Genomic DNA, 13,035 nt, shown 5'->3' with positions numbered 1-13,035 from the left:
CCTTTTGGCGATGGAGGAGATCGACCGCCGGATCGTCACGCTGCTCGCCCGCGACGGCCGCATGAGCTTCACCGACCTGGCCAGGGAGACCGGGCTCTCGGTCTCGGCGGTGCACCAGCGCGTACGCCGCCTGGAAAAGCGCGGGGTCGTGCGCGGATACGCCGCGATCATCGACCATGAGGCGGTCGGGCTGCCGCTGACCGCGTTCGTGTCGATCAAGCCGATCGACCCGGCCGCGCCCGACGACGCCCCCGAGCGGCTGGCCCACCTGACGGCCATCGAGGCGTGCCACAGCGTGGCGGGCGACGAGAGCTACATCCTCAAGGTCCGGGTGGGCTCGCCGACGGCGCTGGAGGACCTGCTGCAGCAGATCCGCGCCTCGGCCAACGTCTCGACCCGCACCACGGTCGTGCTGAGCACCCCGTACGAGCATCGGGCCCCCGAGGTGGCCGGCGAGCTCCCCGCCGGCCCGGACGCCTGACCACCCGCCCCGGAGCGGCCGCCAGGGTGCTCAACCACCCTTGAGCGCTCAGCCCCGGCCAGGCGGCTCGTAGCGGGCGCGCAGGCGGGCCTTGGCGCTCTCCGCCGCCCCGAGGTGCTCAAGGCCGAGCAGCCCCGCGCCCACGATCGGGGGCACGTCGGCCAGCACCGGCTTCGCCCGCGGCGTCCGTACCGCGAAGGAGGAGTCCAGCAGCGACGTCAGCAGCGGATCCCGGGCCGTCAGCAGGCCCCCGCCCAGCACCACCTCGGTCGGCGTCTCCAGCAGGCCGAGGCGGCGCAGGCACACCTCCGCCATCACCGTCACCTCCTCCGCCTGCCGCTCCACCAGCGACCTGGCCACCGCGTCCCCGTCCCCGGCCGCCGCGAGCACGCCCGGCGACAGCTCGTGCAGGCGTTCCTCGCTCAGCCGGCCGAAGTGCACCTCCAGCACGAGCTCCTCGACCGTCGCCGTGCCGAAGTAGGACGTGATCAGCCCGGTCAGCGCGGTCGGCAGGCCGCGCCCGTCCTCGGCGCGGACCGCGTGCCACAGCGCCTCCTCCGCCAGGCCCTGGCCGCCGCCCCAGTCGCCGCTGATCCGCCCGAGAGCGGGGAAGCGGGCCACCGCGCCCGCGGGGGAGACGCCGACCGCGTTGATGCCGGCCCCGCACACCACCGCCACCCCCCACGCGGCCGACGCCCCGGCCCGCAGGAGCGCGAACGTGTCGTTGCGCACCGCCACGTCCCGGCCGAACCCCCTGGCCGCGAACTCCCGCGCCAGCGCCTCCTCCTCGACCGGCAGGTCCGCCCCCGCCAGGCAGGCCGACACGTGGTCGAACCCGCCCTCAGGCCCGCCCTCAGGCCCCAGGGCGGCGAGCGCGTCCCGGACCACGCCCACCGCCGCCGCCACCCCGTCGCGCTGCGGCGCGAACGGCCCCGAGCGGCCCGTGGCGAGCACCTCGCCGTGCTCGGAGATCACCGCCACGTCGGTCTTGCTGTTGCCGCCGTCCACCGCCAGCACGAGCCGCGGGCGCCCCACTAGCCCACCGCCCACGGCAGATGCGCGCGGTTCGCCTCGAGGAGCAGGCCCGTCAGCTCCTCGGCGATCTCGTCCTGCCCGACCAGCGGATGGGCGAGCAGGGCGTCCCGCACCCGGTCCGCGCCGCCGTGCAGCGCCGCGTCCAGGGCCAGGCGCTCGTACGCGGAGACGTGCGCGATCAGCCCGGCGTACAGCGGCTCGACCGGCGGCACCGGCAGCGGCACCGCGCCCCGGGCCCCGACGGCCGCGGGCACCTCGATCACCGCCGCGTCGTCGAGGAACGGCAGCGTGCCGCCGTTCCGGACGTTCACCACCTGAGTGTCCCCCCGGTCCCCGAGCAGCGAGGCGATCAGCGCCACCGCCGCCTCCGAGTAGAACGCCCCGCCGCGCTCCGACAGCAGCTCCGGCTTGGTCACCACGGCCGGGTCGGCGTACATCTCCAGCAGCCGCCGCTCCAGCGCCGCCACCTCGGCCGCCCGCGACGGCTTGGCGCGCTGCTCGCGCACCACGGCGTCGTGCGCGTAGAAGTAGCGCAGGTAGTAGGAGGGGACCGAGCGCAGCCGCTCCAGCAGCTCCGGCCGCAGCCCGAGGCTGTCGGCGATCTCCTGCCCGTGCGAGCGCAGGATGGCCGGCAGGACGTCCTCGCCGTCCAGGTGGACGGACCGCTCCCAGGTCAGGTGGTTCAGCCCCACGTGGCCGAGCGAGACCCGCGAGGGCTCCACCCCCAGCCACCCGGCGAAGCCGCGCTGGAAGCCGATCGCCACGTTGCACAGCCCGATCGCCCGGTGCCCGGCGTCCAGGAGGGCCCGGGTGACGATGCCGACGGGGTTCGTGAAGTCCACGATCCACGCCTGCGGCGCCAGCGCGCGTACCACCGAGGCGATCTCCAGCACGACCGGCACCGTGCGCAGCGCCTTGGCCAGCCCGCCCGCGCCCGTCGTCTCCTGCCCCACGCACCCGCAGCGCAGCGGCAGCGTCTCGTCCACCTCCCGAGCCGCCTGCCCGCCCACCCTGAGCTGGAACAGCACCACCTGCGCCCCCGCGACCCCCTCCTCCACCGAGGAGGTGGCCAGCACGCGCGCCGGGTGCCCCGCGTGCGCCAGCATCCGCCGCGACACGCCCGCCACCAGCTCCAGGCGCGCGGCGTCGGGGTCTATCAGTGCGATCTCCGTCACCGGCAGCTCGTCGCGCAACCGCGCGAAGCCGTCGACCAGCTCAGGCGTATATGTCGAGCCGCCCCCGACCACGGCCAGTTTCAACCCTTCACTCCCGTCAAAGTCACGCCCTCGATGAACACTCGCTGGGCGAAGAAGAACACGATGATCACCGGTGCGGTCACCAGCAGCGTGGCGGCCATGGTGAGGTTCCACTGCACGCTGTGGAACGCCTTGAACGTGGCCAGGCCGAGCGACAGCGTCAGGTGGTCCTGTTCGACGCCGGCGTACAGCAGCGGCCCGTAGTAGTCGTTCCAGCAGTAGAAGAACTGGAACAGGGCGACCGCCGCGATGGCCGGGCGGGCCATCGGCAGGACCACCCTGACGAGGGTCGTGAAGTCGGAGCAGCCGTCCACCTTGGCCGCGTCGGTGTAGTCGCGCGGGATCGTGACCAGGAACTGCCGCAGCAGGAAGATCGAGAACGCGTCCCCGAGCAGCATCGGCAGGATCAGCGGCCACAGGCTGTCCGTCAGCCCCAGCCGCGCCCACACCAGGTAGATCGGCACCGCGATGACCTGCGGCGGCAGCATCATCGCGGTGATCACCAGCAGGAACGCCAGCCGCCGCCCGCGAAAGCGGAACTTGGCCAGCGCGTACGCCACCGGCACCGACGACACCACCGTGAACACCGTCCCGAGCACCGCGTACATGAGCGTGTTGGCCGCCCACCGCAGCAGCATCGACTTCTCGAACACCACGGCGAAGTTGTCCCAGTTCCAGCTGTGCGGCCACAGGTCGCTGGTCAGCGCCTGCTGGTCGGTCATCAGCGCGGTCAGCGCGATGAACACCACCGGCGCCAGGAACATCAGCGCCAGCGCGACGGCCAGCGCGTGCGTGGCGATCCACACCAGCACCCGCCGCCTGCGGGCCCGGACGCCGTCCCGCCGGGCGTGCGCGGCCACCGGACGGGGCGCGGTGCCCGGGTCGGCGATCGTGGCACTCATGACGCCTCCTCGGCCTTGCGGAACTGCCGCAGCAGGATCAGCGTGAAGATCATCGAGGTGGCGAACAGGAGCAGCGCGAGCACGCACGCGTACCCCATGGAGTAGTCGCGGAAGCCGACCTGGAACAGCCACTGCGGCAGCGTCAGCAGCGATTCGTCCGGATAGCCGGGCGAGAACGAGCTGCCCGGCGAGTCCGTCTCGCCCGAGGCCACCCGCGAGGCGATCATCGCCTGCGTGAAGTACTGCAGGGCGTAGATGACGTTCGTGACCAGGGAGAACATCAGCACGGGCGCGATCGCGGGCAGCGTCACGCTGCGGAACTGCCGCCACGCTCCCGCCCCGTCGATGGCCGCGGCCTCGTACAGGTGCCGGGGCACGTCCAGCAGCGCCGCCATGAAGATCACGACGAGCTGGCCGCAGCTCCACAGCGACAGCAGCGTCAGGCTCGGCTTCGACCAGGCCGGATCGCCGAACCAGTCGGGCCCCCGCACGCCGAACAGCGCCAGGAACTGGTTCCACGGCCCGGTCGCCGGGTTCATCAGGAAGACGAACGTGATCGTGCCGGCCGCCAGCGGCACCAGCGACGGCAGGTAGAAGATCGTGCGGAACAGCCCGACGCCGGCCTTGAGCCGCACCACGAGCTGCGCCAGCGCCAGCGAGCACAGCACGGTCGCCGGCACCATGATGAGCACCAGCCACAGCGTGTTCTTCGCCGAGGTCAGCACCCTGGGGTCCTCGAACAGGTAGCGGTAGTTGTCCAGGCCGGCGAACTCGAGGGTGTACATGTCGTAGCGGTGGAAGGAGAAGTACACCGTGGACAGCAACGGGTAGACGAAGAAGATCGACACCCCGGCGATCCACGGCGACAGCCACACGAGGGCCCGCAGGCCCTCGCGGCGCCGCCACACGTCAGCGAGCGCGGCCACCTCAGCCCCCGGACAGCTTCAGCTTGTCGTCGATCTGCTTGTCCACGCCTTTCAGCCCGGCGTCCAGATCGGGTACGCCGCCCTTCTCCCACTTGGTCACGAACGTGCCCATGACCTCCTGGTTGAAGACGCTGTTCACGCTGGCGGGGATGGTCGAGGTCTTCGGGTGGGCGAAGATGTTCAGGAACGTCGTGAAATTGGCGTCCTTGGCCAGCTCGGGTGACTCCATCGATGCCTTCGTCGTCGGCACGTTGCGCAGCGCGTTCGACAGCGTCACCAGCGAGGCGGTGTCCGTGGTGAGGTGCTTGACCAGCTCCCACGCCTGCTGCGGATGCTTGGCGCCCTTCGGCACGCCGATCACGGTGCCCGCGGTGAACCCGCTGCCGTACAGGTCGGGCCGGTCGTCGGCGACGGGCAGGGGAGCGGTGCCGTAGTCGAGGTCCTTCGCCTCGTTGGCGATCATGGCGTTACGCCACTCGCCGTCCAGGACCATGGCCACCTTGCCCTGGTAGAACGGGTGCTTGGCGCTCCACTCGTCGCCCAGGCTCTTGCGGAACTTCTCCAGGTTGGCGTAGCCGTACCAGTCGACGAGCTCCTTCTGCCAGGTCAGCAGCCGCTTCCAGGCCGGGTCGGAGCCGATGGCCGAGGTGCCGTCGTCGTTGTACCACTTGGCGCCCACCATGGGGGCCAGGTGGGTGGGGCTGTTCTCGTAGTACTGGACACTCGGGATGAACCCGGCCACCTTGATCGTGCCGTCGGCGTCGCGCACGGTGAGCTTCTTGGCCAGCGCGGTCAGCTCGCTCAGCGTCTTGGGCGGCTGGCTGCCCTTCATCAGCGCCTTGTTGTAGTAGAGCCCGTACGCGTCCGCCAGCAGCGGCAGCGTGCACTGCTTGCCCTCGAAGCCCGAGTACGAGCGCGCCACCTCGGGCAGCACCGACAGGTCGATCCCGTCCTGCTTGATCACCGGGGTGAGATCCTGGAACGCTCCCGACTTGCACCATTGGGCCACGGTGTCGGTGGTGAACGAGGCCGCCACGTCGGGCGCGTTCCCGCCCCGGATGGCCTGGGTGATCTGGTCGTCCTGCACGTTCTTGACGGCCTTGACGGTGATCTGCGGGAATTTCTTGTTGAAGCCCGCGATGGCCTCCTCGAACGCCTTGACCTCGGCGTCCGTGTTGAACCCGTGCCACAGCTCCAGCGTGGCCGCCGGGAGCGCCTGCGAGGCCGAGCCCGAAGGTTTGGGCTGGGCGCCGAGCGACGGCCCTGCCTGTTTGTTCGCGGTGCACCCGCTCAGAGTGCAGGCGGTCAGCGCGAGAGCCGCGGCGACCGACAGAGGGACGAAGCGCACGGGGGGTGCCTCCTGCCATGGTGGATCATGTCGGAACGGTTGAGCTGAAAACCTCTTCGCGTACGGTGGCAAGAGCCAGATCGAGGGCGCCGGCGAGGACGGGGTTGCCCTCGACGCTCGACAGCCGGACCCGGGGCTGCGGGATGGTGAGCGCGTGCAGCTCGTGTTCGACCAGCTCGCGCAGGGTCTCGCCGCCCGACAGCACGACGCCGCCGGTCAGCACGATCAGCCCGGGGTCCACGACGGACGTGATCGCGGCCAGGCCCACGGCCAGCCGGGCGGCGATGTCGCGCAGCCCCGCCCTGGCGTCGTCGGCCTTCTGGCCCTTCCCCTCGGCCGCCCGCACGGCGTTGGCGACCGCGTGCGGGAAGTCGCCGCCGCGCACGCCGTACGAGCGCAGCAGCTTCAGCACCGCCGGGCCGCCGGTGAGCGCCTGGTAGCCGTGGTTGGCGTAGCGCCCCGCCTCGCGGGCCGTCGGCGCGCCCGGGGTCGGCATGTAGCCCACCTCGCCCGCGCCGCCCGTGGCGCCCCGGTGTATCCGGCCGCCCAGCACGATGGCCGAGCCGATGCCCTCGTCGGCCCACAGCAGCACGAAGTCCTGATGGCCCTGGGCCGCCCCGTGCGCCTGCTCGGCCACCGCGACCAGGTTGACGTTGTTCTCCACGTCCACCGGCACGCCCAGGCCCGCACTGAGGGTCGGCACCAGGTCGGGGAGCTGCCAGCCGGGCACGTCCTTGGCGGCCGCGTACCCCAGCCTGCCCGTGGACGGGTCGATCGCGGCCTGCACGCCGATCACGACCCGGCGCAGCTTGTCCGGCGGGCTCGCGCCCCCCAGGGCCGCGTTCAGGCGGTCCACCAGCTCGCCGGGGGGCCGGCGCGGGGTCGGGAGCGTGTGCTCGCCGACGATCGTGCCGGTGATGTCGGCCACCTTGGCCTCGATCCGGTCGGGCGTGACGTCCAGCGCGGCCACGTACGCCGCCGCCGGGTTGATCCGGTAGACCTCCGCCGTACGCCCCGGCAGGCCCTCCCTGATGCCGTCGAGCACCACCAGCCCGGCCTCCTGCAGCCGGGCGAGGAGCTGGGACGCCGTCGGCTTGGACAGCCCGGTGAGGGTGCCGATCTCGGGGCGGGTCAGCGGACCGCGTTCGAGGAGTGCCTGCAGGGCGGCGCGATCATTGATGGCACGTAGCAGACTGGGGGTCCCCGGTACCGGACCGCTCACGGATGGACTCCTTGCGAGTTAGGAAACTTTCCTAACTCGGAACATAGGGAGTCCGGCCCCGTGGGTCAAGAGCCGGATGCAGGTGAAACCAAGCCGTAACAAGGAAAGAGATCGGAGAGAGAAAGCAAGTGGGAGTGCCTCAACAGGCGTGCTAATGTCGTCGTTTGTCGTAACAACAAGCAGAATGGCCCGGAGTGTCTCATTAACCACAATAACGGTCAGGCGGCAACTCGTCAAACAGAGCTCGCCAGGGAGCAGGCATACGTCACCCGACTCTACGACCGCCTCGACGAGCTGCGCGAGCGTACCCAGCGGCAGCTCAAGGAGGTGCTGGCCACGGGCGCCGTCGGCACGATGCAGAACAGGTCGGAGCGCGACACGTTCGCCGAGATGTACGCCTCCAGGCTCGCCCGGCTCTGGGCGGTCGAGCGCGGCCTGATTTTCGGTCGCCTCGATCATGTCGACGAGGGCCGGCTGTACATCGGCAAGCTCGGCATGACCGACGACGAGCAGGTACGCCTGCTCATCGACTGGCGCGCGCCGGTCGCGCAGCCGTTCTACCGTGCCACCCCGGCCGCTCCCATGGGCCTGACCAGGCGCCGCCACCTGCAGACCAAGGGCCGCGCCGTGATCGGCGTCGACGACGACCTGCTCGACCTCGACTCGCTCACCGACGACGACCGCGCCACGCTCAACGGCGAGGCGGCCCTGCTGGCCGCGCTCGACGAGCGGCGCACCGGCCGCATGCGCGACATCGTGGCGACCATCCAGGGCGAGCAGGACCGCGTCATCCGCAGCGACCTGAACGGCGTGCTGGTCGTCCAGGGCGGGCCCGGCACCGGCAAGACGGTCGTCGCGCTGCACCGCGCCGCGTACCTGCTCTACACCCACCGCGAACGGCTCGAGCGGCGCGGCGTGCTCATCCTCGGGCCCAACCTCACCTTCCTGCGCTACATCGAGCAGGTGCTGCCCTCGCTCGGCGAGACCGACGTGCTGCTGTCCACGGTCGGGGAGCTGTACCCGGGCGTGACCGCCACCGCCAGGGAGCGGCCCGAGGTGGCCGCGCTCAAGGGCGACGCGCGCATGGCCGAGGTGATCGCCAAGGCCGTACGCGACCGGCAGCGGGTGCCGCGCAAGCCCGTCGAGCTCACCATCGGGCGCATCACGCTCACCATCGACCGTTCCATGCTCGACGGCGCGCGCAACAAGGCCACCCGCTCCCGCCGGCCGCACAACCAGGCGCGCGCCGTGTTCGTCCGGTCGCTGCTGAACGCCCTGGCCAGGCAGCAGGCCCGCAAGATCGGCAAGGGGCTCATCGACGACGACGAGCTGGCCGACCTGCGTGAGGAGCTGCGTACCGAGCCGGTGGTCAAGTCCGCGCTCAACAGGCTGTGGCCGTACCTGACGCCGCAGCGGCTGCTGCTCGGCCTGTACGGCTCCCCGGAGCGCCTCGGCTACGCCGCCTCCGAGCTGAGCCCGCAGGAACGCGCACTGCTGCGGCGCGACGGCGGGGAGTGGACCGAGTCGGACGTCCCGCTGCTGGACGAGGCCGCCGAGCTGCTCGGCGAGATCGACGAGCAGGTGCTGCGGGCCAGCGCGATGCAGGCCGAGGAGGAGCTGGCCGCCGCCAGGCAGGCCGAGGAGAGCGAGCGCGAGGCCGAGCTCGCCTACGCGCGCGAGGTCCTGGAGCTGACCGGGCTGTCCGACGTCATGGAGGCCGAGCGCCTGGCCGAGCGCCAGCGCGGTCAGGGCCCCTACCTCACCACCGCCGAGCGCGCGGCGGCCGACCGCACCTGGGCCTACGGGCACGTGATCGTGGACGAGGCGCAGGAGCTGTCGCACATGGCGTGGCGGGCGGTCATGCGGCGGTGCCCGACGCGGTCGATGACGATCGTCGGGGACATCGCGCAGACCGGGTCGGCGGCCGGGGCGCGGTCGTGGGAGGAGGTCCTCGACCCGTACGTGGCCGGGCGGTGGCGCCAGGAGAGGCTCACCGTCAACTACCGCACGCCGGTGGAGCTGATGGCGGTGGCCGCCCGGGTGCTGGCCACCATCGACCCCGCCCTTCAAGCGCCCACGTCCGTGCGCGAGCTCGGCGTGGAGCCGTGGTCGGCGCCGCTGCCGGCGCTGGCGGAGCTGGTCAAGGCCGAGGTGGGGGAGGGTGGCAAGGTCGCCGTGGTGGTGCCGGACGCGCTGCTGGAGTCGCTGGGGGCGGAGGTGGCCGCCACGGTGACGGGCGCGGTGGTGGTGACGCCCGGCCCGGGCCGCGCCGGGAACCCAGGATCCGGGGCGGGACGCGCGGCGGCGCGGTCCGGCACGGACCCGGCCGGGGCGGTGGCGACGGGCGTGGGGCGGGCCGGGGCGGCGGCGGCCCTCGACGCGCCGGTGGCCGTGATGGGGGTGGCGGACGCGAAGGGGCTGGAGTTCGACTCGGTGATCGTGGCCGAGCCCGACCTCATCGCCGCCCAGTCGCCACGGGGTCCGAGCGACCTGTATGTTGCTCTCACCCGCGCCACGCAAAGGCTCGGAGTGGTGCACGAGCGGCCGCTGTCGCAGGCTCTGAGGGGCTTGCCGAGCCGCTCCCAGGCGTCCGCTAATGACCTTTGACCGGCTTACGCCCCCATGTCCTACCTGCGAAAACTTGATGTTTCTGCTGATCGGGACACGGTTGACATCTGAGGTGGAGTCGGTAGTTTGCTGCGCAGTCCAGCACGGGACTTGGCCGGTTGGCCGTCTCTGACATCGTCGGATCCTGCGTCCGTGACGGAGTGTGACTCCGTCCACACAGCCAGGTGCAGGGCCGTCGGTCCGTCGAGTCGGGGCACCCCAACCGGGCGGGGGGTTGGACCCGGGACGGGTCCGGGAGCCCAGTAGACAACGGAATTCCGAGCTCGCCGCCGACGAGACGGGTCCGGTCCGAAGGGTTTCCGGGCCCTCTTCCCGCTCTCGTGCGCAGGACCGACATGTGCGCCGGGTGGTCCCGTAGGTCGCGGGATCACCCTGCCGCCTCCCGGCGTGAAACGCCGATTCTTTCGATCTTCCGGTGCTGCGCTGGCTTCGACCGCCCCTGTGGGGCGGTAGCGTTTTCGCAAGCAGGCGTGCGATTCGGCGGAGGAGACCCCGGAGTGGTTCAGGAGAGAACGAGCCTACCGCCCACCCCCGGGCGTGAGCCGGCTCGCGCCGACGCCCCGGACGCGGCCCTCACGGACGCAGCCCTCGCGGACGCGACGCTCGCCGACGCAGCTCTCACGGACGCGGCGCCTGCGGCCGGACCCGAGCCCACGCCACCGCCCACCGCCGCTCCTGCCCGCGAGGGCTCGCCCGAAGAGGCACCTTCGCCTGACACCGCATCACCCACCGCCTCCGCTCCCGACCCCGCTACGCCATCCGACGCCGACGCCGCGCCTGCGCTCGACGCCGCACCCGCGTCGGAAGGGGCGTCCGGGTCCGACGCGACGCCTGCGTCCGAGCACGCGCCTGAGGGGGCGTCGCCCGCCGCCGGTGGCCCTGTGCCGCAATCCGTGCCCGCCGCCGCGCCCGACGCCGCATCCGCGTCCAAGGGGCCGGCTGCGTCCGAGACGGTGAGTCCGGGTGGCGGGGGGCGGGTGCTGTGGGCCCGCGTCGTGGCGGGTGTGGTCGGCGGGGTGGCGTTGTACACCGCGTTCCCGTCGCTCAACTGGTGGGCGGCCGCCCCGATCGGCGTCGGGCTGATCGTCGCGTCCCTCTACGGCACCCGGCCCAGGAGGGCCGCCTGGCTCGGCTACGTGATCGCCCTGGTGTTCCTGCTGCCCACCCTCGCCTGGGTGCGGCCCATCGGCGACGACGTCTGGCTGATGCTGGTCGCCACGGAGAGCGTGTTCTACGCCGTCATGGCCGCCCTGGCCGCGCTGGTGTTCAGGCTGCGCGCGTGGCCGCTGTGGTTCGGCGGGCTGTGGGTGGCCATGGAGTGGGCCCGCAGCCAGGTGCCCATCGGCGGGTTCCCGTGGGCGCGGCTGGCGTTCAGCCAGAGCGAGTCCCTGTTCACGCAGTACGCCGCGCTGGGCGGCGCGCCCCTGGTGTCGTTCGCCGTGGCCTTGTGCGGCGCCCTGCTGGCCTACGCGGCCCTGGCCCGGCCCAAGGTCGAGGGTGGGTGGCGCAGGGCCGTGCCGGCGATCCTGGCGCTGGCCGTGCCGGTGCTGACGCTGGCGCTCCTCAGGCCGGGCGACGAGGGGCGGACGGTCAACGTCGGCATCGTCCAGGGGAACGTCCCGGGAAGGGGCATGGGCTTCCTGGGGGACGAACCCGCCGTTGTCCTGAAAAATCATGCCAACGAGACGAAACGCCTGGCCCAGGCCGTACGCGAAGGAAAACTCCCCAAACCCGACGCGGTCGTCCTCCCCGAGAACTCCACCGACATCGACCCCTACCAGGACCCGTACGCCCGCGAGATCATCCAGGACTCCGTCCGCGACGTCGGCGTCCCGACGCTGATCGGAGCGGTGGTCGCGATCGGCGAGGATTCCCGCGCCACCCGCAGCCTCGTCTGGGACCCGGTGACCGGCCCCGGCGCCTATTACGACAAGCAGCATCTGGTCCCGTTCGGGGAGTACACGCCGTTCAAGGACCTCGTCCTGGCCCTGTGGGAGCGGGCGAGCCTGGTCGGACGGCAGTCGGTCCCGGGGGACAAGCCGGGCGACCTGAAGCTGGGCCCGATCACGATCGGCGCGGTCAACTGCTACGAGGTGGCCTACGACGACACCGTGCGCGGCACCGTGCGCGCCGGAGGCACGGTCCTGGCGATGCAGGCCAACAACGCCACGTACGCGCTGTCGAATCTGCCGACGCAGCAGCTGGCCATGTACAAGCTGCGCGCCGTCGAGCACAACCGGGCGGTCGTGGCCGCCGCCACCACGGGGATCTCCGCCTACATCCGGCCTGACGGTAAGGTCTCCTGGCAGGCCCGCGAACTGGTCGCGGACATGAACGTGGTCAAGGTGCCCGTACGCACCCAGGAAACGATCGCCACCACGGTGGGCGCGGTTCCTGAGTGGGCATTGATGGTGATGGGAGCGGCGGCGGCAGGAGTCGCCGCGTGGCGGGGCAGGCGGCGAGGCGATCGGATGAGGAACGACTGATGATGGAGACTCTCGGCCGGGTGCTCGTCGTCGTACCGACCTACAACGAGCGCGACAACTTGCCCATGATCGTGGAGCGGATCCGGGCGGCGCTGCCGGAGGTCCACGTGCTCGTGGCCGACGACAACAGCCCCGACGGCACCGGCGAGGTGGCCGACGGGCTGGCCGACGGCGACGACCACGTCCACGTCCTGCACCGGGAGACCAAGCAGGGCCTCGGCGCGGCGTACATCGCCGGGTTCCGCTGGGGGCTGCGGGAGGGCTACGACGTCCTGGTCGAGATGGACGCCGACGGCTCCCACCAGCCCGAGGAGCTGCCCAAGCTGCTCGAGGCGCTGGCCGACGGCGCCGACCTGGCGATCGGGTCGCGTTACGTGCCCGGCGGCAAGGTCGTCAACTGGCCGCACCGGCGCGAGCTGCTGTCCAAGGGCGCCAACCTCTACACCCGGGTGATGCTCGGCCTGCCCGTGCGTGACGCGACCGCCGGGTTCCGCGCCTACCGCGCCGCCACCCTGGAGAAGGTGGGCCTGTCCGGCGTGGAGTCGCAGGGCTACTGCTTCCAGGTCGACCTCACGCTGCGCACGTCCAGGAACGGGCTACGGGTGGTGGAGGTGCCCATCACGTTCGTGGAGCGTACGGTGGGCAAGAGCAAGATGAGCGGCAAGGTCATGTCCGAGGCGCTGTGGCGCATCGGCCTGTGGGGCGTCACGGGCCTGCCCAAGCGGCTGCGCGGCGGCCCCCACTAGCGGCC

Annotated in this window: 10 protein-coding genes; 4 read left to right on the top strand and 6 right to left on the bottom strand. The window is 71.8% G+C overall.

Annotation, left to right across the window (positions count from 1 at the left end):
• Nucleotides 1–10: 10 nt before the first annotated feature.
• The gene (locus tag AB0J87_RS24805) at nucleotides 11–481 is read left to right on the top strand and encodes an Lrp/AsnC family transcriptional regulator (RefSeq protein ID WP_350734614.1); all 471 of its coding nucleotides are present in this window, start codon (nucleotides 11–13) and stop codon (nucleotides 479–481) included.
• Between the two features lie 48 nt (nucleotides 482–529).
• Here AB0J87_RS24805 and AB0J87_RS24800 read toward each other — a convergent pair whose 3' ends face one another.
• Genes AB0J87_RS24800 through AB0J87_RS24775 form a run of 6 tightly spaced genes read right to left on the bottom strand, consistent with a single transcriptional unit; the run spans nucleotide 530 to nucleotide 7,170 of the window.
• Complete coding sequence (locus AB0J87_RS24800; protein ID WP_363968689.1) at nucleotides 530–1,516, bottom strand: BadF/BadG/BcrA/BcrD ATPase family protein; 987 nt, start codon at nucleotides 1,514–1,516, stop codon at nucleotides 530–532.
• On the bottom strand, nucleotides 1,516–2,775 hold the full coding sequence (locus tag AB0J87_RS24795) for a 6-phospho-beta-glucosidase (protein WP_363968688.1): 1,260 nt from the start codon (nucleotides 2,773–2,775) through the stop codon (nucleotides 1,516–1,518). The genes AB0J87_RS24800 and AB0J87_RS24795 overlap by 1 nt, the downstream gene beginning before the upstream one ends.
• Nucleotides 2,772–3,674, bottom strand: a complete 903-nt coding sequence (locus AB0J87_RS24790; protein WP_355198914.1) for a carbohydrate ABC transporter permease — start codon at nucleotides 3,672–3,674, stop codon at nucleotides 2,772–2,774. Before AB0J87_RS24790 ends, AB0J87_RS24795 begins: the two co-directional genes overlap by 4 nt.
• On the bottom strand, nucleotides 3,671–4,600 hold the full coding sequence (locus AB0J87_RS24785) for a sugar ABC transporter permease (RefSeq protein ID WP_350734607.1): 930 nt from the start codon (nucleotides 4,598–4,600) through the stop codon (nucleotides 3,671–3,673). The genes AB0J87_RS24790 and AB0J87_RS24785 overlap by 4 nt, the downstream gene beginning before the upstream one ends.
• A gap of 1 nt (nucleotide 4,601) precedes the next feature.
• Nucleotides 4,602–5,948: an ABC transporter substrate-binding protein gene (locus AB0J87_RS24780; RefSeq protein WP_350734605.1), complete on the bottom strand. Its 1,347-nt coding sequence runs from the start codon at nucleotides 5,946–5,948 to the stop codon at nucleotides 4,602–4,604.
• Between the two features lie 25 nt (nucleotides 5,949–5,973).
• Nucleotides 5,974–7,170, bottom strand: coding sequence for an ROK family transcriptional regulator (locus AB0J87_RS24775; protein ID WP_363968686.1), 1,197 nt, complete (start codon nucleotides 7,168–7,170; stop codon nucleotides 5,974–5,976).
• A gap of 327 nt (nucleotides 7,171–7,497) precedes the next feature.
• Between AB0J87_RS24775 and AB0J87_RS24770 the strand changes: the two genes are divergently transcribed.
• The 3 genes from AB0J87_RS24770 (at nucleotide 7,498) to AB0J87_RS24760 (ending at nucleotide 13,030) form a co-directional block, all read left to right on the top strand.
• Nucleotides 7,498–9,777 carry an ATP-binding domain-containing protein gene (locus AB0J87_RS24770; RefSeq protein ID WP_363968684.1) on the top strand — a complete coding sequence of 760 codons (2,280 nt, stop codon included), beginning with the start codon at nucleotides 7,498–7,500 and terminating at the stop codon, nucleotides 9,775–9,777.
• Between the two features lie 902 nt (nucleotides 9,778–10,679).
• Complete coding sequence (lnt, locus tag AB0J87_RS24765; protein ID WP_363968682.1) at nucleotides 10,680–12,284, top strand: apolipoprotein N-acyltransferase; 1,605 nt, start codon at nucleotides 10,680–10,682, stop codon at nucleotides 12,282–12,284.
• A complete protein-coding gene (locus AB0J87_RS24760; protein WP_363968680.1) occupies nucleotides 12,284–13,030 on the top strand; it encodes a polyprenol monophosphomannose synthase in 747 nt (248 codons plus the stop codon). Before lnt ends, AB0J87_RS24760 begins: the two co-directional genes overlap by 1 nt.
• Nucleotides 13,031–13,035: the final 5 nt, after the last annotated feature.

The sequence above is a fragment of the Nonomuraea sp. NPDC049625 genome (assembly GCF_040675285.1).
GTDB lineage: Bacteria > Actinomycetota > Actinomycetes > Streptosporangiales > Streptosporangiaceae > Nonomuraea > Nonomuraea angiospora_A.
Note: the sequence above shows the minus strand (reverse complement) of the source record. Positions and strands in the feature narration are given on the sequence as shown.